The 22,465-nt window shown below is 73.4% G+C and carries 18 protein-coding genes; 5 read left to right on the plus strand and 13 right to left on the minus strand.

The annotated features are described in order from the left end of the window. Nucleotides 1-2: 2 nt before the first annotated feature. The 6 genes from AB0I49_RS18470 to AB0I49_RS18495 all read right to left on the minus strand — a co-directional run bounded on the left by AB0I49_RS18470 (nt 3) and on the right by AB0I49_RS18495 (nt 8,916). Entirely contained in the window at nt 3-4,079 is a 4,077-nt protein-coding gene (locus AB0I49_RS18470) for a lipopolysaccharide biosynthesis protein (protein ID WP_363228008.1), read from the minus strand. An 88-nt stretch (nt 4,080-4,167) separates the two neighbouring features. After that, entirely contained in the window at nt 4,168-4,950 is a 783-nt protein-coding gene (locus AB0I49_RS18475) for a polysaccharide deacetylase family protein (RefSeq protein ID WP_363228127.1), read from the minus strand. 125 nt (nt 4,951-5,075) lie between these two features. Next, on the minus strand, nt 5,076-6,197 hold the full coding sequence (locus AB0I49_RS18480; protein ID WP_363228009.1) for a glycosyltransferase family 2 protein: 1,122 nt from the start codon (nt 6,195-6,197) through the stop codon (nt 5,076-5,078). Then, entirely contained in the window at nt 6,194-7,009 is an 816-nt protein-coding gene (locus AB0I49_RS18485; protein ID WP_363228010.1) for a glycosyltransferase family 2 protein, read from the minus strand. The genes AB0I49_RS18480 and AB0I49_RS18485 overlap by 4 nt, the downstream gene beginning before the upstream one ends. 394 nt (nt 7,010-7,403) lie before the next feature. Beyond that, entirely contained in the window at nt 7,404-8,498 is a 1,095-nt protein-coding gene (locus tag AB0I49_RS18490; RefSeq protein ID WP_363228011.1) for a GNAT family N-acetyltransferase, read from the minus strand. 1 nt (nt 8,499) lies between these two features. Then, entirely contained in the window at nt 8,500-8,916 is a 417-nt protein-coding gene (locus AB0I49_RS18495) for a hypothetical protein (protein ID WP_363228012.1), read from the minus strand. 357 nt (nt 8,917-9,273) lie between these two features. Here AB0I49_RS18495 and AB0I49_RS18500 point away from each other — a divergent pair, with 357 nt between their 5' ends. Next, nucleotides 9,274-10,080 (plus strand): SGNH/GDSL hydrolase family protein, encoded by an 807-nt coding sequence (locus tag AB0I49_RS18500; protein ID WP_363228013.1) that lies wholly within the window; start codon nt 9,274-9,276, stop codon nt 10,078-10,080. On the opposite strand, the gene AB0I49_RS18505 is transcribed toward AB0I49_RS18500, so the two are convergent. Further along, nucleotides 10,069-11,787: a serine/threonine-protein kinase gene (locus AB0I49_RS18505; protein ID WP_363228014.1), complete on the minus strand. Its 1,719-nt coding sequence runs from the start codon at nt 11,785-11,787 to the stop codon at nt 10,069-10,071. The genes AB0I49_RS18500 and AB0I49_RS18505 overlap by 12 nt on opposite strands. A 328-nt stretch (nt 11,788-12,115) precedes the next feature. Here AB0I49_RS18505 and AB0I49_RS18510 point away from each other — a divergent pair, with 328 nt between their 5' ends. Beyond that, nucleotides 12,116-12,379 (plus strand): hypothetical protein, encoded by a 264-nt coding sequence (locus AB0I49_RS18510; protein WP_363228015.1) that lies wholly within the window; start codon nt 12,116-12,118, stop codon nt 12,377-12,379. Nucleotides 12,380-12,539: 160 nt separating this feature from the next. On the opposite strand, the gene AB0I49_RS18515 is transcribed toward AB0I49_RS18510, so the two are convergent. Together AB0I49_RS18515 and AB0I49_RS18520 are read right to left on the minus strand one after the other, a co-directional pair. Then, the gene (locus AB0I49_RS18515; protein ID WP_363228016.1) at nt 12,540-13,349 is read right to left on the minus strand and encodes an ABC transporter permease; all 810 of its coding nucleotides are present in this window, start codon (nt 13,347-13,349) and stop codon (nt 12,540-12,542) included. Beyond that, the gene (locus AB0I49_RS18520) at nt 13,346-14,317 is read right to left on the minus strand and encodes an ATP-binding cassette domain-containing protein (protein ID WP_363228017.1); all 972 of its coding nucleotides are present in this window, start codon (nt 14,315-14,317) and stop codon (nt 13,346-13,348) included. The genes AB0I49_RS18515 and AB0I49_RS18520 overlap by 4 nt, the downstream gene beginning before the upstream one ends. A gap of 64 nt (nt 14,318-14,381) precedes the next feature. On the opposite strand from AB0I49_RS18520, the gene AB0I49_RS18525 reads away from it, so the two are divergent. Next, the gene (locus tag AB0I49_RS18525; protein ID WP_363228018.1) at nt 14,382-15,119 is read left to right on the plus strand and encodes a TetR/AcrR family transcriptional regulator C-terminal domain-containing protein; all 738 of its coding nucleotides are present in this window, start codon (nt 14,382-14,384) and stop codon (nt 15,117-15,119) included. A gap of 79 nt (nt 15,120-15,198) precedes the next feature. Here AB0I49_RS18525 and AB0I49_RS18530 read toward each other — a convergent pair whose 3' ends face one another. The 3 genes from AB0I49_RS18530 to hmgA all read right to left on the minus strand — a co-directional run bounded on the left by AB0I49_RS18530 (nt 15,199) and on the right by hmgA (nt 18,652). Then, nucleotides 15,199-16,419, minus strand: a complete 1,221-nt coding sequence (locus AB0I49_RS18530) for a type ISP restriction/modification enzyme (RefSeq protein ID WP_363228019.1) — start codon at nt 16,417-16,419, stop codon at nt 15,199-15,201. A 128-nt stretch (nt 16,420-16,547) separates the two neighbouring features. Further along, a complete protein-coding gene (locus AB0I49_RS18535; RefSeq protein WP_363228020.1) occupies nt 16,548-17,297 on the minus strand; it encodes a GntR family transcriptional regulator in 750 nt (249 codons plus the stop codon). Nucleotides 17,298-17,308: 11 nt separating this feature from the next. Beyond that, a complete protein-coding gene (hmgA, locus tag AB0I49_RS18540) occupies nt 17,309-18,652 on the minus strand; it encodes a homogentisate 1,2-dioxygenase (RefSeq protein ID WP_363228021.1) in 1,344 nt (447 codons plus the stop codon). A gap of 126 nt (nt 18,653-18,778) precedes the next feature. Between hmgA and AB0I49_RS18545 the strand changes: the two genes are divergently transcribed. Continuing rightward, nucleotides 18,779-19,405 (plus strand): TetR/AcrR family transcriptional regulator, encoded by a 627-nt coding sequence (locus tag AB0I49_RS18545; protein WP_363228022.1) that lies wholly within the window; start codon nt 18,779-18,781, stop codon nt 19,403-19,405. A gap of 223 nt (nt 19,406-19,628) precedes the next feature. Next, nucleotides 19,629-21,047 carry an aldehyde dehydrogenase family protein gene (locus tag AB0I49_RS18550; protein ID WP_363228023.1) on the plus strand — a complete coding sequence of 473 codons (1,419 nt, stop codon included), beginning with the start codon at nt 19,629-19,631 and terminating at the stop codon, nt 21,045-21,047. A 336-nt stretch (nt 21,048-21,383) separates the two neighbouring features. Here the strand turns inward: AB0I49_RS18550 and AB0I49_RS18555 are convergent, their stop codons facing one another. After that, nucleotides 21,384-22,343, minus strand: a complete 960-nt coding sequence (locus AB0I49_RS18555) for an urea transporter (RefSeq protein WP_363228024.1) — start codon at nt 22,341-22,343, stop codon at nt 21,384-21,386. Between the last annotated feature and the right edge of the window lie 122 nt (nt 22,344-22,465).

A 22,465-nucleotide genomic window follows, 5' to 3' on the forward strand; every position in this document is an offset into this window, starting at 1 on the left:
TGCTACGACATGGTCCAGAGCCGGTGGATCAGCGAGACCAGCAGCACCGCGAGCAGCGGCAGCGAGAACCAGAAACTGCCCTGGAGCCACCGCAGTTGGCGCACGCCCGGCCGCATGGCGACGCGCACCAGCTCGCGCGCCGAGAGCAGGACCAGCAGCGCCGCGGCCGCGAGCCCGCCCACCACCGACATCGGCGTCCACGTGATCTTCGGCCCGACCGGTCCGGGGTCCGGCTCCGGGGCCCGGCCCTCCGGGCGCTGGGCCAACTGATAGACAGTGGCGTCCGCGTTGGACATCGCCCGGCGCAGCTCGGGCCGCCCGTCGAGGGCGCGCAGCAGCCGCTGCTCCCAGGTCGGCGCGTACCCGGAGTCGAGCTGGAGGGAGACCGACTGGCTGCGGTTGATCATCAGATAGCCGTTGGGGCCGGCGTCCCGCAGCGCCTCGACGAGGCCGTCCACGAGCACCGGGTCGCGGGGCGCCTGCGTCGCCCGGTAGTTCACCCGCTCCATGTCGCGGGCGCCCCACGGCAGGGCGGGCGTGACGCTGTTGACCGGGTCGCTGCTCGGCCACAGCACCTGCGCGGTCGGCTTGTCGTGCGCGTACACGTAGTCCATCGCGGCGACCTCGCCGGGCCGCACCCGTTCGAACGGCTCGTTGCCCCAACGGGCCACCAGGAAGCCGAAGATGAGGACGAGCCCCGCCAGCAGCGCGGCGGCCGGGGCGAGCGCGCCGCGCCCGCCGCCGGTCCGCGGGAAGATCGCGAGCGCGGCCAGGACGCAGGCGCCGGGCAGCGCGAACAGGAAGACGCGCAGCGCGACCTCGCCGCCGTACGACTGGAGGCCGAAGGCGAGGAACGGCACCGCCGTCAGCACCAGCAGCGACACATCGCTCAGCCCGGCCTTGCGCCGCCGCAGCCAGCCGTACCCGGCGAGGGCCAGCATGCCCGCCGCGAGCGCGACCCGCGCGTACAGCACCAGTTTGTGGGTGCTGCTGCCGCCCTGGATGCGGCCGGAGACCGAGGAGTTGAGGTTGCCGCCGAGCGAGCCGAGCCCGCCGAACAGCTCGTCGAAGTGGCCGGACCAGTACGGCTCCGCGAGGAACCCCACCCACACCACCAGCATCACGCAGCACAGCAGCGGCAGCCCGCGCAGCGTCGAGCGGCGCGTCAGGACCAGCACGGTCAGCACGCCCAGCATCACGAACGGGGTCAGCTGATGGCTGGCGACCGAGGCCGCGAACAGTCCGATGAGCACTGCCAGCAGCGTCGCCTGCTCCCGGCGGCCGACCGGCTCGACCTCGCTCTCGCCCGGCAGCCGCCTGCCGCGCAGCTGCCGCGGCCAGCGGAACCACACCAGCAGCACGGCCACGAACAGCAGGTAGATCAGATAGTTCAGGGCCTGCGGCGAGAAGTAGTCCTGGCCGACCCAGCCGCACAGCGCGAACAGCCAGACCGCCGTCCACTTCGCCCGCCAGCCCGCCCGTACCGCCTTCAGCAGCAGCATGAACGGGGCCAGGTACAGCAACTGGACGGCCAGCGGCCACCAGCGCAGCACCCCGGACAGATCGTCGACGCCGCACGCCTTCGCGACGAACGCCGCCGCCGCGAAGAACCCCGGCCAGCTCCAGCGGGCGTCCAGGTCGGGCGCCGTCGTATGGGTCCGGTCGATGAAGTCCAGGAAGCCGACGTGCTGCCATGCCGTCGCGAACCTCGGCTCGCTCTCCAGCACCGCGGGCACCGCGTGCAGCGAGAGGACCGTCAGCAGCACGATCGCCAGCAGCAGCCCGCGCCTCGGCCGCCCCAGCCACAGCGCGGAGGCGAACGCCAGGACCAGCAGCGCGGCCCCCAGCAGCGTCGCCCCCGGCAGTACGGAGATCAGCCCGAGCCCGCCCATGTCGTCCAGCGACACATCGCCGAGCGTGCGCAGCGGCAGCCAGTACAGACCGAGCGCGGCGGCCAGCAGCAGCCAGATCCCCAGCTCGGGGGCGCGGGCCCGGTCCGGAGCCGGCTCCGGCGCCTGTCCGGGGGCGGCGGGGCGCGGGGGAGGGGGAGAGGGCGGGGCGATGGCGGACGGGAGCGGCGCGGAGGGCATCTTCATCTCCGGCCACTTCAGCCGCTTGGCTTCCTTCTTCTGCTCGGTCGGCTCCACTTTCTCCTGACGTTCCGTCGGCGCCGGAGGCTCCGACCCCACCAGCCGCTCGAACCGCTCCAGCCGCTCCGACCGCCCTGGCCCCTCCTGATCTGCCGCCGCCTTCTCCGCCTTCTCGGCCTTCTCGGCCTTCTCCGCCTTCTCGGCCTTATCCGGCTTCTCGGGCTTCTCCGCCTTCTCCGGCTGCTCTGGTTTCTCGGACTTCTTCAGCCCTTCGGACTTCTCCAGCCCTACGGGCTTGTTCAGCGCCTCGGACGGCCGCCGCCAAGGGTTCGTCCCCAGCGGCAGCGTCGAGCGCAGGGTGTGCGCCCACCGCGGCCCGCCGTCCTGCGAAGGAACCGGCGGCTCCCCGATGCCCTCGGGGGTGTGCCGCACATCCGGCCGCCGCTCCGGGTGGTCGAAGTCCAGCCGCACCCCGAGCGGCACCGTGTCGGCGTCCAGCGCCTGCCGCAGCGCCCACCGCGTGCCGTGCGCGCCGCTCTTCCCCTCGCCCGTACCGGGCCGGGGCCGGATCACCGTGCCCGCGTCCCCTTTGTCGCCGTCCACCGCCAGGTCCGCGAGGTCGCCGTCGGGCGCGGCCACCTCCGCCGTGATCTTGACGGGCGGGGCCGAGGGATGGGCGGCGAGAATCCTGCGGAGCTTGACCGTCGCGATGGAGACGATCACGGCCAGGCTGGAGATCTCCGCGACGCCGGCGCCCGTGAGCCCCATGCGCGGCAGCAGCACCAGCGTGAGCCCCAGCACCAGGGCGCACAACAGCCCCTGGAGGTACGCCAGTCCGGAGGTACGGCTCTGCGCGCGCAGCACCGCGAAGTAGACCTCCATCACCACGCGCAGCGCCGCGCCCACCGCGAACCAGCGCAGCAGCGGCGTCGCCGCCTGCGCGTACCCCGCGCCGAAGACCTTGAGGATGTACGGGGCCAGGACGAAGAGGAGCACGCAGACCGGGAGCATGATCCGGGCCATCCGGCGCAGCGCGGCCCGGCAGTTCTCCGCCAGCCGCGCCGGGTCGTGCGAGCCCTCCACCGTCAGCGACGCGCCCATGTTGATGGCGAGCAGGTTGATGGTGCCGCCGATGGTGGTGGTGATGTAGAAGTACGCGTTGTCCGCCGAGCTGACCTGCGCGGCGACGATCACCGGCACCAGGTAGACCACGGCCAGCGAGAACAGCGAGCCGGTGTAGTCACCGGCCAGGAAGCGCCCCATCTCCCGGTACGAGACGGGCCGCGCCGTCTCCTTGGTGCGCTCCACATGGCGCGGCACCAGCCGCCGGAAGACCAGCCAGCCCAGCGGCAGCACCGACACCGCGATGGCGGCGACCCAGGCGACGAAGACCCCCGTGGTCGGGATGGCCGCCGACAGCCCCACCAGCAGCGCCAGCTTCACCGCCGAGAAGACGGTGTTGCCCACCGGCACCCACAGCGCGCTGCGCAGCCCGGTCAGCACCCCGTCCTGGAGGGTGAGCAGCGACCAGGCGACGACCGCGATGATGAAGCCGAAGCCGTGCAGCGGCCCGTGCAGGAAGCGGTAGGACGGCCCCCACAGGTTCAGCGTCAGCAGGAAGACGGACGCCGCGACCGCCACGACGACCGAACTCCCGGCGTACGTACGGAAGACGAGGCGCGCCGTCGCCCGCCCCGCGATCGGGATGAAGCGGGCCAGCGCCCCCGTCAGCGTCACCGCGGTCAGCCCGGCGAGGAGCTTCATCGCGGCGATGGCCGCCGAGCCCTGGCCGACCGAGTCCGCCGAGTAGTAGCGGGCTGCGACCAGCCAGTAGCCCATGCCGAGGCTGGCGCTGATGCCCGTGTTGAGCATCAGCGCGTACGCGTTGCGGAACAGCGGCGAGCCGCCGCCCCGCCCCCGCAGCCGCAGTATGCGGCCCGCCGGCCGCTCCTCCTGTCGCTCCTCGGTCCGGGTGGTCGTGTCAGACACGGGCTTCGGCTGCCTTCCTAGGAATGCCTCACGCTGGGACTCCGGGCGGACCGGAGGCTGTCGCTCGCACGGGGGGTACGGGGCGCGCTCACCCGCCGGGGAAACAGCGCCGGGCGGCCCCACGGGTCCGGCGGACGACGGCGTACCCCTTGGTCAGGGCGTGGTCCACGGCGAAGCCGCGGCGCAGCGCCCGCCCCTCGACGAGCCGCTCGAACTCCCCGATGCCCGTGGAGCGGCGCACCGTGACCCGCTCCAGGGCGTACGGGCCCTGCCGCCGCGCGGCGAGGGCGTTGCCGACCGCCAGCGAGACGCCGAACCCGGCCTCCCGGACCGCGCGCCGCACCCGGCGGCTGGAGTAGCCGTACGGATAGGCGAAGGAGACCGGCGGGCCGTCGAGCTCCAGGGCCAGCACCTCCCGGCAGCGCTCCACCTCGAACCGCAGCCGTTCATCGGTGAGCTGGTCCAGCTGCGGGTGGGTGTGGCTGTGCCCGCCGATCTCCACCCCGGCGGCGGCCAGCTCCCGCACCTGGTCCCAGTCGAGCATCAGGTCCGGCGGCCCGTCGCCCCGGTGGCCGTCCTCGTACGGGCCGCGCAGCCAGCCCGTGGACGCGAACAGGGTCGCCGCGAAACCGTGCCGGGCGAGCAGCGGGAGGGCGTGCCGGTGCACGCCCTCGTAGCCGTCGTCGAAGGTGATCAGCACCGGCCGCGGCGGCAGCGGGGAGCCGTCCCGCCACGCCCCGGCCAGCTGCCCGGCCGTGAGCGGGGTGAAGCCGCGGTCGCCGAGCAGCTCCAGCTGCTCGGCGAAGGCGTCCGGCGACACCGAGAGACGGCGCGCCGCCCGTGCGGGGGCGTGCGCCACCGCGTGGTACATCAGGATCGGCACCGGGCGGGTGTCCCGCCCCGCGCCGTTCGCGCCCGTACCCCTCCTCGCCCCGTTTCCCGCCCCGTTTCCCGCCCCGTTTCCCGCCGTGTCTCTCGCGCTGTCTCTCGCGCCGTTCATGTCCGCTCGCCTCCCCGCGACCGGTTCTGCCCCTGCTCTCCGCCGCCCGCGCCGTCGCCGTCGCCGCCCTCCGGCCCCGGCGGCGCGACCGCCGCCGGGATCACGAACCGGCCGGCCCCGCGCCGCGCCCGTACGGTGCCGAGCACGTACCCGCCCGTCGCCGCGGCCACCCCGGCCACGATGGCGCCGGCGCGCCCCGCCCCACCGGGGCGCGCCAGCAGCGCGTCGCGCACACCGCGCGCGACGCCTGCGGGCAGCACCCGCGTCACATAACGGCGCTCCGTCTCCAGTCCCGCCCGCGCCCCCACGCTGCCGGCCACCAGCGCCTTGGACAGGCCCTCGGCGTACGCGCGGGTACGGAAGTAGCGGAACCGCTCGCGGAGCGCCGGCACCCGGTGGTGGATCACCGCCCGGTCGTCGATCAGCAGGACCGCGTCCGGCAGCACGCGGGAGAGCCGGATGCACATCTCGGTCTCCTCGCAGCCCAGCGGCAGCCGGTGGCCGTCCCGCCCGATGCCGCAGGCGAACCCCCCGGCCGCCTCGAACGCGGTGCGCCGGAACGACGCGTTGCCGCCCAGGACGTTGCGGACCCGCACCCGGCCGGGCGGCAGCCCCCGGTACGTACAGCCCACGACCCAGTCGAACTCCTCGGGGAACCAGGCCGGCCGGCGGCGCGACTCCCATACGGGCGCGGTCCGGCCGCCCACGGCCATCACGCGCGGGTCCGCGTACGCGGCGGCGAAGCGGCGCAGCCAGTCCCGCTCGGCGACGGCGTCGTCGTCGAGGAAGGCGATGACCTCGCCGGTGGACTCGGCGACACCGGTGTTGCGGCCCGCGGACAGGCCGCGGGGCCCCGCGTTGGCGAGCACCCGCACCTCGCCGCCGGGGCCGGACACGGCCCCCGCCCCGTCGTCGCCGTAGTGCTTGGCGAGCCGCCGCAGCAGCGCGGCGTTGTGGTCGACCACCAGCAACGTCTCATGGGCCGGCGCCGACTGGTCGCGCACCGAGGCCACGGCGGCCAGGATGTCCTCCCAGCGGTCCTCGGTGTAGACGCAGACGACCACCGAGACGGCCGGCGGGCCGGACCCCTCCGTGCCCGGCCCGGTGGGCTGGTTCAAGACACCTCCCCGCGGCTCGCGCCCGGCGCCATGGCCGCGGTCCGCTGCCTGCGCGGCCGGGCGGCCCGTTCGCGCAGTATCACTCTGAGCACCCGCAGCCCGTCGTGGACCGCCCGCAGATTGCTGACGCCGTGGATGCGCTCGAACTCGTGACTGGGCACTTCCTGGACCCGTAACCCGGCCTTGACCACCCGGATGTTCATCAGGGTCTCGATCTCGAAACCGGCGCAGTCCAGCGCGATTTCGTCCAGGCACCGCTTCCAGAAGGCGTTGTAGCCGTAGCACAGGTCGGTGTAGCGGGCGCCGAACTTGTGGTTGACCACGGAGGTCAGCACCCGGTTGCCGAGCTTGCGGATCGGCGTCATGTCGTCCGTGCCGCCGCCGTTGGCGAACCGCGACCCCTTGGCGAAGTCCGCGCCCCCCACCAGCGCGGAGACATAGGAGACGATCTCGCCGCCGTCCGCGGAGCCGTCGGCGTCCACCATGACGATGATCTCGCCCGTGCAGGCGGCGAACCCGGTGATCAGCGCGTCCCCCTTGCCCTTGCCGCGCTGTTCCACGACTTTGATCTCCGGCCACAGTTCCCGGGCCACTCGCACGGTGTCGTCTGTCGAATTCCCGTCGACCAGGACTACTTCGTGTATCCAGTCCGGCAGTGTCTTGAAGACGTAGGGAAGATTCTCGGCCTCGTTCATCGCCGGTATGACGACGCTCACCGGCGGTGCTATTGCGAAATCCGAGGTCACCGGCCTATATTGACCGGGAATTAATGGATCTTGGCTGGTTGCCGCAGGACGCAGAACTGAACTCATGAGTCTTTTTCCCTCTCGTCCGGTGGACCGCCCGCCCAGAGCGGTCCGTTGGTTTTCCGGTTCGAAAGGGGGGTCCTCACCCTGTGTCCGACGGCATGGATCGCCGTACGGGCAGGGCGAGTTGGCGTGTGGTGCTGGCCGCGCGGCCCGTAGCTCGGCACGACTGGCTCGGCCGTGTACGGTGCCCCCCCACCGCGCCCCGCGCCGGTATCCCTCGCGGTGCTTGAGCCCTCCCCTTGCGCCGCTTTGCGTGATGGACCGATGCGGGTGGATGTACGACGGTATTGACGGTTGAGACTCTAAGGCAAGACCCTGAGCCGAGACCCCTCCTTCGATGTTTTTTGCGCCGGATTCCGATGGCGCATTCGGAGTCCTTTCTTCCCCCGGCCGCCTGTCAGCCGACCGACCGAAAACGGCCTATTCGCTTCAGCAGCCGGTCGGCCGGGTCGAAGAGCTCGGGCCGGGAGAGAACCGTATTGCGCAGCGCCCGTATCGGTGCGCGCCGCGCGCGATGCGCCAGCGCCACCGGATGGCGGCGCGTCACCCAGCCCTCGGACACGGTCAGCTCCCGTGTCTTGAGGGAGTCCTTGTACTCCTTCTCGCCGCGCCCGAGATCCAGATAGGCCATGCCCTGCGCGGCGGCGCCCTCGGCCATCCGCAGATGCAGCACCAGGCCGGGCGAGAACTTCGCGAACGACGGGTCGTACGCGGGAAACCAACAGGCCAGCACCCGCTCCGAGCGCAGTCCGAAATGCGCCGCGACCGGCCGGCCGCCCGCGTAGAGCACCGAGAGCAGCCCCGCGAAGGAGGGGGTCCGGGTGTGGAAGAGCTGCTCGACCAGGTGCGCGATCCACGCGTGGGCGAAGCGGTCGCTGCGCCCGGTTCTTCGGTACTGCGCGGACTTCCAGCCGATCAGCGTCGCGAGGACGTCCGGATCGCGCTCGTCGTGCTCGTACCGCACCTCGCCGACGTCCCGGCCGAGCTTGCGCTCCTTCGCCAGGGTCGTGCGGGCGAACTTCCCCGCCTGCTTGCGCAGCTGCGCCAGATACGCCTCGTACCCCTGCTCGACGTCGATCACCGGGGACGCGTACGAGCCGGGGGCCCCCACCTCGAACGGCTTCTGCCCCTCCACCAGGTGGTCGAACTCCCACACCGACAGGGAGCACGCCGACAGCAGCTCCCGCGCGTCCCACTGGAACCCCGGCCGGTGGACCAGGCCCTGGGCGTCCGAGACGCCCAGCCCGATCGCCCGGCCCACCCCTGACGCGGAGCGCTGGAACGGCAGGAAGGCCACCGGTTCGCCCTCCTCGCGCGCGACCGCGATCCGCACCCCGCGCCGGCAGCGGCCGACGGCGAGGGCGAACTCGGGGGCGAGGAAGGGGTTGGCGAGCTGCGGCGTGCCGTTCTCGAAGGACTGCGACTGCATGGCGGTCCACGCCGCACGGTCCCCGGCGGTCAGCTCACCGGGGCGGTACACGCTGATGCTCACGTCAAGAGGTCCGACTTCTCGCCGCGCGGTCGCGGTGATGCCGCGCGTGTGCCAGCAGGGGTAGGGCGAAGAGGATGAGGCTCACGGCGGCGACGGCGACGATCCCGCCGGTGACCGACCAGATGTGCAGCGCGAGCATGGCCTGGGCGATCAGCAGGTCGATCGCGACGGCCCCGCCCGCCGCCGCCACCCACCTGCCGAGCGGGTCGAGGCCGCGCAGCGCGACCGCCACGGCGCACGCGGGCGCGGCGAGCAGGAAGAAGAGCGCGAACGGCGCGCGCAGTGGTGAGGCGACGTCGCCGAGCGCCAGCGCCGCGCCGACCCCGCCGACGCCGACGGCCGCGCCCGCGACGGCGGGGAGCGAGTCCCCGAGCGCGGATCCTCTGTCGGCGTCATTCTTTCCAGTGATGTTCTGCATTGGCGACTTTGCCCCCCGAAGCGCCGGATGCCGGGCTTCAATGTCGCGCAATCGGCGGATGCGCGTCAAGATGTGAAGGGTGTGCAAACGGCCTCCGGTTACCGGCAGTTGACCGTTCATTCGCCCATCCGCCGCCCGTAGTTGACGGTACGTCAGTAGACGTCGCGCGCCTCTCCGGCGCCCCGCGCGCCGGGGTGCGCGCCCCCATAGCCGGTCCCACCAGCGACACGTCACGAAAGTGACAGGGAATCACAACCTGTCGGTTACGGTCCCCGTGTCGTTGGCATGAACACTTCCCGTTACGCATGTGGCCTGGTACGACGGATGTAAGCAGAGATCCTGCTAACGGGAGGTTTCATGAAACTGTCCAGAATTGCGAGCTTCGTCTCCGCAATCACCCTCACCACCGCGCTCGCCCTCACCGGGGCGGGCGCCGCGCATGCCGGAGAGAAGAACGCAACGCCCGCCTACACGGCGCTCGGTGACTCCTACTCGGCGGGGGTCGGCTCGGGCAGCTACGACAGCGCGAGCGGCGCCTGCAAGCGCAGCACCAAGGCGTACCCCGCTCTCTGGGCAGCCCAGCACGCGCCCTCGAAGTTCACCTTCGCCGCCTGCTCGGGCGCGCGCACGGGCGATGTCCTCAACGGCCAGCTGGGATCGCTCACCGCCTCCACCGGACTCGTCAGCATCAGCGTCGGCGGCAACGACGCCGGGTTCGCCGACACCATGTCCACCTGCGTCCTCAAGGGCGAGGCCGCCTGCCTGAGCGGGGTGGCCAAGGCCCGTGCGTACATCGACAAGACCCTGCCCGCCCAGCTCGACAAGGTCTACTCCGCGATCTCCTCGAAGGCGCCCTCCGCGCACGTCGTCGTGGTCGGCTACCCCCGGTTCTACAAGCTCGGCGGCAGCTGTTCGGTGGGCCTCAGCGAGAAGTCCCGCACCGCGATCAACGGCGCCGCCGACGAGATCAACACCGTCACCGCCAAGCGCGCCGCCGACCACGGCTTCGCCTTCGGCGATGTCGGCGCCCCGTTCACCGGGCACGAGATCTGCTCCGGCGACGCCTGGCTGCACAGCGTGACGCTCCCCGTCGACGAGTCCTACCACCCCACCGCCACGGGCCAGGCCAACGGCTATCTGCCGGCCTTCTCGTCAGCGGCCTGACCCGTCAGCACCCCCTGATCCGCGGTTCGATCCGCGCGACGCGCCCGTCGGGCCGTCGCTGACGCTGGGCCCGCCGCCGGCGGACGTCCCGGCGGAATCCGTGGAATCCGTGGAATCCGTGGAGGAGGCCCCGCCCGTCGGGGTCGCCTCGCACGACACACTGAAGGGGACCCGGCGCGAGACGACCCGCGCCGGGCTCCTGACCTCCACCGCGATCCAGTCGTCGTCCGTGGCCCCCGAGTGGTAGTTCAGCTCCGTGTGGCCGACCGTCCGGGACGTGGCGCCGTCGATCCGTACGGACTTCCAGCCGCCGTCGGTGACCTTCCCGCTCCCGGTGATCCACCGGTACGAGACCCGCGCCGGGGTGCTGTTCACGGTGAGCGTCGCCACGAAGTACGGGGCCTCGGCCGCCGACGGGGGACACGCGCCGGTGTACTGACCGCGCGCCGCCGTCACCGAGACCGCCACGGAACCGGACTTCGCCCCTCCGTCCGTACCGCCCGAGCCGGACCCGGACTTCGACCCTGAGCCGCCGCTCGTGCCGTCCGTACCGCCCTTGCCGCCGGACGCCGCCCCGCTCCCGGAACCGCCGTCCGACCCGCCGCCCGATCCGCCGCCGGCCAGCAGCGCCCACGTGACGCCGCCCGCCACGAGCACGGCCGCCAGCACCCCCACCGCCACGGCGGTCCGGCGCCTCCCGCGCCCGGCCGCGGAGGGCGGGACGTCACCGCCGGGCGCGTCCTGCGGCGACCGCTGCGTGCCCCCGACGCCCGTACCGCCGTCCCCGTCCCCGCCCTCGGCGACCGTCGCGGGAGGCGTCATCGGGACCGTCGGCGGCGGAGCCGCCCGCGGCGTGCCCCCGGCCGCCACCGTGCGCAGCATCGGCTCCGTCGCGGCGGCGTCCGCCCGCAGCGCGGGGTCCTTGCGCAGCAGCCCGTCCAGCACCGGCGTGAGCGGACCCGCGCGGCGCGGCGGCGGCAGCCCCTCGTCGACCACCGCCCGCATCGTGGACAGCGGCGTCTCCCGGCGGAACGGGGAGCCGCCCTCCACGGCCGCGTACAGCGTGACGCCGAGCGACCACAGGTCCGAGGCGGGACCGGGCGGCTCGCCCATGACGCGCTCGGGGGCCAGGTACTCGGGGGAGCCGACCAGCTCCCCGGTCATGGTCAGCGCCGTGCTGCCCTCGACCATCGCGATGCCGAAATCGGTGAGGACCACCCGGCCGTCGTTGGCGAGGAGCACATTGCCCGGCTTCACGTCCCGGTGCAGCACCCCCGCCAGGTGCGCCGCCCGCAGCGCGGCCAGCACCTCCACGCCGATGCGGGCCGCCCGCGCGGGGGAGAGGGTCCGCTCCGCCTCCAGCACCTCCGCCAGCGACAGCCCGCGTATCAGCTCCATTACGATCCACGGCCGGCCGGCCTCGGAGACCACGTCATGGACGGTGACGACATTGGGGTGCGAAACGGCGCCCGCCGCCCGGCCCTCGCGCTCCAGGCGCGCGTACAGCTGCCGCACCTCGTGGTCGAGCAGCCCGGAGGGTGCGCGCACCTCCTTGACGGCCACCTCGCGGCCCAGCACCTCGTCCCGCGCGCGCCAGACCACGCCCATGCCGCCCCGGCCCAGCTCGCCCAGCAGCCGGTAGCGGCCCGCCAGCACGCGGCCGGGCCGGTCGCCTCCGCCGTGCTCATCCGAAGGAATTCCGCTCATCGACGAGCCCCTCCCGCGAGAGAGCGATCCACGGCCGTGTGCTCTTTGGGGGAGAATCCCCCGCCCCGCGGAGAACATGCGGGTCCGCGCGGAGCGGTGGCCGCCTCCGCCGGCCGGACGTCGGTGAATGTACCGCGACGCAGCGTGATCGCCCCCTGCCGGGAGGGCCCCGTATACCCCAACTGGCCCCGCGTCGCGACCGGTTCGGGCCAGTCGCGTCAACGCCCTTGACGCAGTGGTGAATCCGGCCCGCGGATGCGCAGGTGACGTGAAGGGGCGGTAGGGTTACTCTGCCCGAGCCGGGTATCTCGTACGGGTGGGGAGTTTCATGGAGCAGATAGCAATGCGCAGCAGGCCACGCGTGCCTGCCATCAGTTGCGGAAGCGGTGCGTCCAGCGCGCGCCTCGACCGCCATCTCGCGGTGCTGGGCGGCCCTGCCGCGCCGCAGCGCGAGACGGAGTCGGCGACCGTGCTGATGCGCGAGCTGACGACGCGCGACCACTCGCGCGCCAAGCAGAGCCGGACCGCCAGGGTGTCGCTCTTCGCGCCGCTGCGGCGGCTGCGGCGCTCGCTGTTCGGCAGCCGCCACTGACGGCGGGCGGACATCCGAGGCCCGGCGGCCACACCGACCCGGCACAGCGCTGAGACCTGAGAGCCCGATATCCCCAGGGCGCTCGGGGAGCGCTTCGGTGTGTCCGCCGCGCCGTCGTACGAGAGAACAGCCGTCCCGCGAGAGACGCCCCCTCCTCGGCTCAGCGCCCGTCGCGTACGTACCGGCGGATGGTGAGCGGCACGAAGACGGCGAGCAGCAGCGCCGACCACAGCAGTGACGCCGCGACGGGATGCCCCGCCGGCCAGGAGGGGTGCGCGGCCGCCGCCGAGGCCGCCGTGTTGCCGAAGAGGTCGCGGCAGGCGCCGACGACCGCGCTGATCGGGTTCCACTCGGCGAGGAAGCGCAGCCAGCCGGGCATGCCGGCGGTCGGCACATAGGTGTTGGAGAGCATCGGCAGGACGAAGGTCAGCGCGGCCAGCTGCCCCGCGGCCTCCTCGTTCTTGACCACCGTCCCCAGGTACTGGCCGATCCACGCCGTGGCCAGCCGGAAGAGCAGCAGCAGGCCGATCGCGCCGAGCGCGGGCCCCACCCCGTTCCGGATCCGCCAGCCCATCGCGAGCCCGACGAGCGCGAGCGGTACGAGCCCCACGGCGGCGAGCAGCACTTCCGCGACAGCCTGGCCGACCGGCACCGCCGAGCGGCTCATGGGCAGCGTGCGGAACCGGTCCATGACGCCGCGCTGCCGGTCCTGCACGGCCTGGAGCGTCCCGGTGAAGATGCCGAGCGTGGAGACGGAGACGAGCAGGCCGGGCACCAGGTACTCGCGGTAGTCGCCGCCGCCGGGCACGTCGATGGCGCTGCCGAAGAGGTAGCCGAAGAGCACCAGCATCAGCAGCGGCGCCGTCAGCGTCATGGCCAGCAGGCCGGGGGCGTGCCGCAGCCTGGTCGTCTGCCGGCCGATCATGGCCGACGCGTCGCGGGCGGCCCAGGTCAGGGAGGTGTCGCTCATGCCGCGTCCTCTTTCGCAGTGGTGTCGGTCCCGCCGTCGGCGGTGAGGCGGAGGAAGACCTCGTCGAGGGTGGGCCGCCGTACGGACACGTCGGCCAGGCCGATGCCGGCCGAGTCGAGTTCCCGGACGACGCGGGGCAGGGTGAGGGCCGGGTCGGCGCAGGAGGAGCCGACCGTGCGCCGCTCGGGGTCGACGGCGGGCTGCGCCCCCGTCAGCCGGCCGAGGGCGACGGCCGCCCCGGCGAGTTCGCTCTCGTCGCCGACGACGACCTCGACGTACGAGCCGATGGCGGCCTTCAGCTCCTCGGGGGTGCCGGTGGCGCTGACCCGGCCGTGGTCGATGACCACGATGTCGTCGGCCAGCCGGTCGGCCTCCTCCAGGTACTGCGTGGTGAGCAGCACGGTCGTGCCGCCCGCGGCCAGCTCGCGGACGGCGTCCCAGATGTCGCCGCGGCTGCGCGGGTCGAGGCCGGTGGTGGGCTCGTCGAGGAAGAGCACCGGCACGTCGGTGAGCAGGCACGCGGCCAGGTCGAGCCGGCGCCGCTGGCCGCCGGAGTAGGTGCGGGCGGGGCGTCCGGCGAGCTCGGCGAGGCCGAAGCGGTCCAGCAGCTCGTCCGCCCGGAGTGCGGCGGCGCGCGGTCGCAGCCGCTGGAGGCGGGCGAACAGCCGCAGGTTCTCACGGCCCGTCAGGTCGCCGTCCACCGAGGCGAACTGGCCGGTGAGGGCGATGCTGCGGCGGACGGCCCGCGGGTCGGCGGTGACGTCGTGGCCCGCGACGCGGGCGGTGCCGGAGGAGGGGGCGCGCAGCGTCGAGAGGATGTGGACCGCGGTCGTCTTGCCCGCGCCGTTGGGCCCGAGCAGCCCGCAGACGGTGCCCTCGGGGACCGCGAGATCCAGCCCGCGCAGCGCGTGCACCTCGCCGTAGCGCTTGTGCAGCCCCTCACTAAGTACAGCGTACGTAGTTGTCATGCGGCCCACCGTACCGCACTGCGTACGCTGTACGTAACTAGGATGGGGGGCGAGGTGATGATCCATGGCAGCCAGCGGCCGTACGGCAGGACCCGAGGTGATCTGGGCGCGGCCCGAGCGCGCCGGACGCGGACCCCGCCCCGCGCACACCCGCGCCGAGATCGCGGCGGCGGCGATGAGCATCGCCGACGCCGAGGGCATCGACGCCGTCTCCATGCGGCGGGTGGCGGCCGCGATCGGCTGCGGCACGATGTCGCTCTACAACTACGTGCCGCGCAAGGAGGACCTGTACGAGCTGATGGTGGACGCGGCCGCCGCCGAGTACGAGCTGCCCGAGCGGCCCTCCGGCGACTGGCAGGCCGACCTGCTCGGACTCGCCCGGCAGTCACGGGCGATGATGCACCGTCACCCCTGGATGCCGGGGCTGATGTCCCCCGTCTACGGCTTCAGCCCGAACGCGCTGCGCTACTTCGAGTACGTCCTGTGGGTGCTGGAGGGGCTCGACGTCGAGGACGGCGCCAAGATGGAGCTGCTCGCCATGGTCACCGCCGTCGTCACCTCCTTCGTCGGCAGCGAACTCACCGCCGCCGAACGGCACCGCACCTCGCCGCACTCGCCCGAGCAGGAGCGCGCGGCGCGCTCCGCCTACCTCGCGCGGGAGTTGGCCAGCGGACGGTACCCGAGGATGGCCCGTACGTTCGAGGGCGCGTCCGGCCCGGCCGACCAGGACGCGATCTTCGAACGCGCCATGCGCCGCCTCTTCGCGGGCTTCGCGGCGGAGAGCGGGGGGCGGGGGGCGTAGCGGACGGGGCCGCGGCAGCGGGGCGGCGGCCTCGGGCCGTAGCGCTTTACGGGGCCGGGACGCGCCGCCCCGCGCGCGCTCACAGCAGCGCGAACTGCCCCTCCGGGCCCTCCTCGTGATGGTCCAGCACGGACGCCGGCCGCCGGGCCCCCTCCGGCGCGGGCAGCACGCCCGCGCCGCGCAGCCCCGCCGCCCCGAGCGGCGGCCCCGCGTCGATGCGCTCGCCGAGCCGCGCGCGCTCCGGCCGCAGTTCGGCCAGCAGGGCCAGCACCGTGACCAGCTCCAGCAGCTCCGACGTCCACTCCCGCTGCCAGCCCGCCGGACGCACCGCCGCCAGCGTGCCGGGCTCGGCCGGTTCCGTACGGCTCGCGAACCAGCTCTCCAGGACGCGCGCCCCGCCCGCGTGGAACTCCCAGGCGTCCGCCGGCACGGGCGCGATCCGGCCCTCGCCCAAGTGCAGCGCCTCGCCGTCCGGGTCGTACGACAGCGCACCCGGCGGTACGGCGGACGGCGGGGCGGCCCGTACGTACGGCCGCCGCCCGCCCGGCATCCGGGGCCGCTCGCCGCCGTGCGCGCCGCGGGTGTGCAGCCACAGGACGCGGCGGCCCAGCTCCACGCCCTCCGCCCAGACGTCCGGGGCCGCGGTGAGCGGCACCGCGCACCCGGCGGGGGAGTGCCGGGCCGCGGCGGCGGTCCAGGCGAGGAAGTCGGCCGCGGACACCGGCTGCCCGAGGCGGTGGGAGAGGTGGTCCAGCAGCCCCGGCGCGAGGTTCGGCTCCGCGCCGCCGGGGCGCCGGTACAGCGGATGGACGCGACCGGGCCGCCCCGCGGGGGCGTGCCCGTCGGGCAGCAGCGCGGAGAAGACCAGCGCCGGGCCGGGCGTCCCCGGCAGCCGCGGCTGGGTGACGGCGAAGAGCTGATGCCCGTCGTCGGCGACCCGCCACAGCTCGGGCCGGGCCACGTCGATGAGCCGGTGGTCCGGCAGCAGCCACTGCTGGTCGTACGGCCCGTGCAGCACCCGCACCGGCTCCGGGCACGGCCCCGGATCGCGCGCGAGCCGGCCCGTCGACGAGGGCCGGCCGGGCAGCTGGGGCACCGAACTGCGCAGCGTACGGGCGCGGGTCGGCCGGAACAGCGCGCTGCGCTCCGCCTCGCTCCCGCCGCCGGTCAGCGCCTCCCACCGCGCCTTCAGCGCCGCCGCGTCGGGCCCCAGGACCCAGCCGCGCCCGAGCCGCAGCGGGCCGACGGACCAGGGCATGAGGTCGCTCAGGAGAGGCACGTCGTCGCTCACCGCACGCATGCTACCCAGTGCCTCCGGCGGGGGAGGGGCCCGGTGAGCGGGCCGAGGCACCCGCCGGGCCTTACGGCCGGACCGGAAGCGGGACGCTCGGCACGCCGTATACGCGACGCCCGGAAGCGGGCCCGCCCTCAGCGCGCCTCCATCGTCACCGTGAAGGAGAAGCGGTCGCCCCGGTAGTGGATGAGCACCACGTCCACCACCGCCCCGTCCTCGTCGTACGTGACGCCCGTGTAGTGCAGGATCGGGCTGAGCAGCGGGACCTTGAGGAGGCGGGCGGTCTCCGGGTCCGCGAGGCGTGCTTCCACCGTGTCCGTGATGCGGCTGATGCGCACCCCGACCGCGTCCCGCAGTACCTTCGTCATCGGCCACCGCGCGAGGTCGGCCGGGTCGACGCGGTCCGCGACGTCGGGGCGCAGATAGTTCTCCGCCCAGTTCGTCGGCTCGCCCGACCCCTCGGCGCAGCGCAGCCGCCGGTAGCGGACCGTTTCCTCGACGCCGGGGAAGTACTCGGCGAGCCCGGTCGGCACCGGGGCCGGGCCGTGCCCGAGCAGCGTGGTCCGCTCGCCGGACTGCTGGGCGACGATGGCGTCCACCGAGCCGAGCAGCCGCACCGGCGACGTGCGCCGGGCGCTCGGCTCGATGAACGTGCCGCGCCGCCGGTGGCGGCTGATCAGCCCCTCCGCCTCCAGTTCCTTGAGCGCCTGCCGCATGGTCAGGACGCTGACGCCGTAGTGCTCGGCGAGCCGGTCCTCGGTGGGCAGCCGCAGCGGGTCCTGCGGGCTGCGGCCCAGTATCGAGGCCCGCAGGGACTGCGAGACCTGATACCAGAGCGGCAGCTTGCGGTTGAGCGCGAGGGAGTCGGGGGCGAAGGTGGTCACATCGGCTCCGGTCAGCTGCGGAAGTGGCGCTCCAGACCCTGCCACACCGTGTCGTACCCGCTCTGCAGGTGGTCCGCCGCCAGCGCCTGCGCGGTGGCGGTGACGGGCCAGCGCGTCTCGAACATGAAGGCCAGCCCGTCGGAGACCTTCTGCGGGGCCAGCTCCGCGGCGCTGGCCGCCTCGAAGGTGTCCCGGTCCGGGCCGTGCGCCGACATCATGTTGTGCAGCGAGCCGCCGCCCGGCACGAAGCCGCCCTTCCCGGCGGCCTTCGCGTCGTACGCGCCCTCGATCAGCCCCATGTACTCGCTCATCACATTGCGGTGGAAGTACGGCGGCCGGAACGTGTCCTCGCCCACCAGCCAGCGCGGCACGAACACCACGAAGTCCACGCCCGCGAGCCCCGGCGTGTCCGAGGGCGAGGTCAGCACCGTGAAGATCGACGGGTCGGGGTGGTCGTAGCTGATCGACCCCATCACATTGAAGCGCCGCAGGTCGTAGACGTACGGCACATGGTTGCCGTGCCAGGCGACGACATCCAGCGGCGAGTGGCCGTACGTCGCCGACCAGAGGTTGCCGCAGAACTTGTTGACGACCTGGACCGGGCCCGCGCCGTCCTCGTAGTCCTCGTACGCGGCGACGGGCGCGAGGAAGTCCCGCGCGTTCGCCAGCCCGTTGGCGCCGATCGGGCCGAGGTCGGGGAGCGTGAACGGCTGCCCGTAGTTCTCGCACACGTACCCGCGGGCGCTCTCCTCCAGCAGCTCGACGCGGAACCGCACCCCGCGCGGGATCAGCGCGACATGCCCCGGAGCGGCGCGCAGCAGTCCGAACTCCGTGCGCAGCAGCAGCGCGCCGCGCTCCGGGACGATCAGCAGCTCGCCGTCCGCGTCGCTGAACACCCGGTCCGTCATCGAGGCGTCGGCGGCGTAGAGGTGGATGGCCATGCCGGTGCGCTGCGTCGCGTCGCCGTTGCCGCCGAGCGTCCACAGGCCGGCCAGGAAGTCGGTGCCGGGGGCCGGTTCGGGCAGCGGGTCCCAGCGCATCCGGTTGGGGTCCGCCTCCACTTCGGTGAAGGGCGCGCCGCGCAGCGCGCCGTTGTCGATCCGCGAGAACGGCGGGTGCGCCGCCGACGGCCGGACACGGTACAGCCACGACCGGCGGTTGCTGCTCCGCGGCTCGGTGAACGCGGTGCCGCTGAGCTGCTCCGCGTACAGCCCGAGGGGCGCGCGCTGGGGGGAGTTGCGGCCGTGCGGCAGCGCGCCGGGAACGGCCTCGCTGCTGTGCTCGTTACCGAACCCGGACGAGTACGCCAGCCCCTCGGCCGTCTTCCTCGCCCGCTCGTTGTCCGTACCGCTCATCGTGTGCTCCCGACGCTCAACGATTCCTGTGCAAGACCATAGGAATGCGGGAGGGGCGCGTCAATGACATCGCGGGGCCCCGGCGCCCCGGACGCGGTTCCGTTTCAGGCGACTTCGGACGGCAGGATGGGGCGCGTGTCCACCTCACCCCTCCGCCGTGTCCCGATACAGCGGCGCAGCGCCGAGCGGCTCGGCCGCATCCTCGACGCCTGCGCCGAACTCCTCGACGAGAGCGGCTACGACGATCTCAGCACCAGCGCCGTAGCCGCCCGCGCCGAGGTCCCCATCGGATCCGTCTACCGCTTCTTCTCCAACAAGCGCGCCATGGCCGAGGCGCTCGCCCACCGCAACCTCGACGTGTACGCGGCGCGCGTCGCCGACCGCTTCGCCGCCGCCCCGCCCGGCCTGGAGGGCGACTGGCGGCACGCCATGGACGTCGTCGTCGACGAATACCTCGCCATGAAGCGCGGCGCCCCCGGCTTCGGCCTCGTCGAGTTCGGCATGCCCGTCCCCGCCACGGCCGCCCCCGTCGAACCCAACCACCTGGTCGCCGACCGCCTCCGCACCCTGCTCGCCGACCGGCTCCGCCTCGACCCGGACGACCCCCGGCTGCGCGTCGCCTTCCTCGTCGCCGTCGAGAGCGCGGACGCGCTGCTGCGCCTCGCCTTCCGCCTGGACCCGGCCGGGGACCCGGCGATCGTGGCGGAGACCAAGGCGCTGCTGCGCGCGTATCTGGCCCGTACGCTCGACTGAACCCCGTATCGGCCGCACGAGGCGGGGCGCGGCCGGGCCCCGAGGCCGTACGGTCGGCTGCTGACACCGACGGCCGGAGCGGGTACGGGCCCGATCGCGCCGGTCCCCGGCGCGGCGGCGCGTGGCACCCTCGTCGTGGGCGTACGCCGCGCGGCCCGGCCCTGTCGGGCCGAAGGGCCCGCGCACCCGCAGACTCACGGCAGACTCACAGGAGGTCGACGCGATGAAGGCGCACGACGGTATGTACATCGACGGGGCCTGGCGTCCGGCGGCGGGGAAGGACACCATCGCCGTCGTCAACCCGGCCGACGAACAGGAGATCGGGGCCGTACCGGCCGGCACGGCGGCGGATGTGGACGCGGCCGTACGGGCCGCCCGCGCGGCCCTCCCCGGCTGGGCCGCCACCGCCCCGGCCGAGCGCGGCGAGCGCCTGGCCGCGCTGCGCGACCGGTTCGTCGCCCGCGCCGACGAGATCGCCGAGACGATCACCGCCGAACTGGGCTCGACGCTCGCGTTCAGCAAGGCCGTTCAGGTCGGCGTACCCGTGGCGGTCACCGGCTCGTACGCCGAACTGGCCGCCAACTACGCCTTCGAGGAGAAGGTCGGCAACTCGACCGTCCTGCTCGAACCGGTCGGCGTGGTCGGCGCGATCACCCCCTGGAACTACCCGCTGCACCAGATCACCAACAAGGTCGCCCCCGCGCTCGCCGCCGGCTGCACCATCGTCGTCAAGCCCGCCGAGGACACCCCGCTCACCGCGCAGCTCTTCGCCGAGTGCGCGGCGGAGGCCGGGATTCCGGCCGGTGTCCTCAACCTCGTCACCGGCCTCGGCACGGTCGCCGGCCAGGCGCTCGCCGAGCATCCGGGCGTGGACCTGGTCTCCTTCACCGGCTCCACCGCCGTCGGCCGGAAGATCGGCGCGATCGCCGGGGCCGCCGTCAAGCGCGTCGCCCTCGAACTCGGCGGCAAGTCCGCCAATGTCATCCTGCCCGGCGCCGATCTGCCGAAGGCCGTCGCCGTCAATGTCGCCGACGTCGTCCGCAACTCCGGGCAGTCCTGCAACGCGCTGACCCGCATGCTCGTCCACCGCGACCAGTACGACGAGGCCGTCGCGCTCGCGGCGGAGGCGGCGCGCACGTACGTACCCGGCGACCCGCGCGACGCGGAGAGCCGGCTGGGCCCGCTCGTCAACGCCAAGCAGCGGGACCGGGTGCGCGGCTACATCGCCAAGGGCATGGAGGAGGGCGCCCGCCTCGTCACGGGCGGCGCCGAGGCCCCCGAGGGACAGAAGAACGGCTACTACGTCAGCCCCACGGTCTTCGCGGACGTCACCCCGGAGATGACCATCGCCCAGGAGGAGATCTTCGGCCCGGTCGTCTCCATCCTCAAGTACGAGGACGAGGACGACGCCGTCCGCATCGCCAACGGCACCGACTACGGCCTCGCCGGCGCCGTCTGGGCCGCCGACGAGGCCACCGCCGCCGCTTTCGCCCGGCGTCTCGACGCCGGCCAGGTCGACATCAACGGCGGCCGCTTCAACATCCTCGCCCCCTTCGGCGGCTACAAGCGCTCGGGCGTGGGCCGCGAACTGGGTGCCCACGGCCTGACGGAGTACCTCCAGACGAAATCGCTCCAGTTCTGACGAAAGACGTCCTCAATCGCCGGACGGGCTTGAACCCAACCCGCCCGGGCCGACACCACTCAGCCCGTCCGGCGCACCTGGCATACGGCCCGGCACCACACAGCCCGTCCGGCGTTTGAGGACAGAGCGTGCTGCCGCGCCCGGCGTACGAGGGGGCGCTATCCAGCCCGTCCGGCGTTTGAGGACAAGTGCGTCGCCGCGCCTGGCGTACGAGCCTGCGCTGTCCAGCCCGTCCGGCGTTTGAGGACGAAGCGTGCTGCCGCGCCCGGCGCACAGGCCGCACCATCCAGCCCGTCCGGCGATTGAGGACCGGGGTCCGGGGCGGCGCCCCGGTGGTCACGTTCTGCGGAGGCGCGGAAACGCCGGCACGGCGGCCACGAACACCAGCGACGTCAGCACGAACGGCCACGTGAACGTATGCCCGCCCGACGGCGCGAAGAACGACGTCACCGCATCCGTCAAAGCCGTGGCGGTCGCCGCCGCGACCACCGCGTAGCCGAAGCTCCACCGGTCGGCCACGATGAAGACGCCGTACACCGCCATCGCCGTGAGCACGGCGTTGTACCCCATCAGCCCCTGCGCGATGCCGTCCGCCGGCGACCCCAGCGCCCAGGCGGTGCCGATCCCCACCACGCTGCCGAGACAGGCCGCCAAACCCGCGGAGCGACTGGCGGCGAAGATGCCCAGCAGGAACAGCAGCCCCACATACCACTGCGGCATGAAGAAGATCTGGCCGATGTCGGCGAAGAAGGCGTGCCACAACTGAGTCCAGCTCAGCGACGTGGCCCCGGTCGCCGGACGGGTGAGCGCGGCGGTCCCCGCGGCCCCCTCCCAGACCCGGTGGAAGCCCGGCGCGGCCATCGTCGTCGCGCTCGCCACGAGGCAGAACGGGAGGGTGAAGGTCGGCAGGTTCCAGGAGGCCAGTACGTGGGTGAGCGCCCCGGTGACGACCGTCACGACGACGGCGCCGCCGATGGCCAGGAGCACGGACGAGATCCGGTCGGCCCCCAGGAAGACGGCGCAGCCGGTGGAGACCAGGCAGGCGTTGAACCCTTCGAGCCCGGCCTCCACCCGCCCCCGGTCGACGCCCAGCAGCCGGGCGGTGGCGGTGCCGACGGCGGTGCCCAGCAGCCCGTAGAGCCCGTACTCCCAGCCGGCGGCGAAGAGGGCCGCGGCGAAGAAGAGGCCGGTGACGGCGCTCGGCATGAAGGTGACCTGGCCCTGGCCCTTGAGGACCTCGGTCAGGAACCGGTACGGGGGGATCGGCGCCCGGCCCGCTCGGGCTGTCTGCTGCACGTTCTTTCTCCGGCGTTACGAGGAGTCGTCCGCCGTGGGATCGCGGCGCGCGACTCCCTTCATACCGGACGATCATGGTGGTCCCGCGGCCGTTCCGGTCAACTGTGTGTATAGGACAGTAA

It is taken from the genome of Streptomyces sp. NPDC050617 (assembly GCF_040654795.1).
GTDB lineage: Bacteria > Actinomycetota > Actinomycetes > Streptomycetales > Streptomycetaceae > Streptomyces.